The organism is Pedobacter sp. 05L430, assembly GCF_056397585.1.
In genome coordinates, this window is record NZ_JBFTNT010000559.1 from 1 (window position 1) to 1023 (window position 1023).

Annotated in this window: 1 protein-coding gene; it reads left to right on the forward strand. The window is 36.7% G+C overall.

Annotated elements, in window-relative coordinates:
* Positions 1-134: 134 nt before the first annotated feature.
* The coding region (locus AC1DG9_RS27300; RefSeq protein WP_477635724.1) for a helix-turn-helix domain-containing protein at positions 135-1023 on the forward strand (889 nt) is incomplete at its 3' end.

Below are 1023 nucleotides of genomic sequence, written 5' to 3' on the forward strand. Positions count from 1 at the left end.
GAGTATGGATGTAGTAAATGTGGAAACTGGAGATCTAATGGATGTTAGTGTTGAACCAGGCGTGAGCTGAGATTGCTGCTTTTAATATCTGTATATCTACCTAGAAATATGCGAAAAAATAAAGGCGAATTTATATGGGATCAAGTTTTAATGAAATCTCCATAATGCAAACCTGTGCAGGAATCAGTTTGTGGTCCTATTGGGACATGGACTTAGTCTGCCGTTTTGCAAATAAGGAGTTTTTTAAATGGTGTGGCAAGACTCCTGAAGAATTGTTAGGTATTATAAGCCTAAGAGTTTTGTTTAATGGTAGCTATCATGAACATCACCTGCCATACGTGAATAAGGTTCTGGATGGCCAGGTCCAAAAGTATAATTCAGAAATTAAGCTGATTAATGGACAGAAATGTTCGGTAACCATCATCTATTATCCTGATGTTGAAAATGGAAATGTAGTCGGTTTTTTTGCAAACATTTATAATAAAAATTTACCCGGATTGATGGATGAGAAACTTCTGGGCGATCAATTTAACATTAATCATGAAGCAATGCTGGGCCATGATACAGCAAGTAATAAGAGCCATCAGATTGCGGATTATCTTGGAACAGTCATTCTGTCTGGTTTTCCCAAGGTTGAGCACCTTTCGATTTTACACAATATTTCGGTTTCTAAATTGATGCGTGATTTTAAAACCACTTATCAAACAAGCCCCTATCTTTATTTCAGACGCTTGCAAATGGAATTTGCCGAACAGTACATAAGCAGGACAGGCTGCAGTAAAAAACAGATGGCCTTTATGCTTGGTTTTTCAAATCCTGCAAACTATACATTATGTTATAATCGGTACAAAAGCAGCAAACAAGAAAAAACAGGCAAACGAACTTTTGTTGCAGATATTGATGAAAAAAATAAAATTCTGATCACTCAATTTCCTTTACCAGTTGCAATGTTTGATCTAAGTATGAATTACTTATTGGCATCGGCGCAATGGATGAGAGAATTTGGTTTCCCTGAAGGGGATC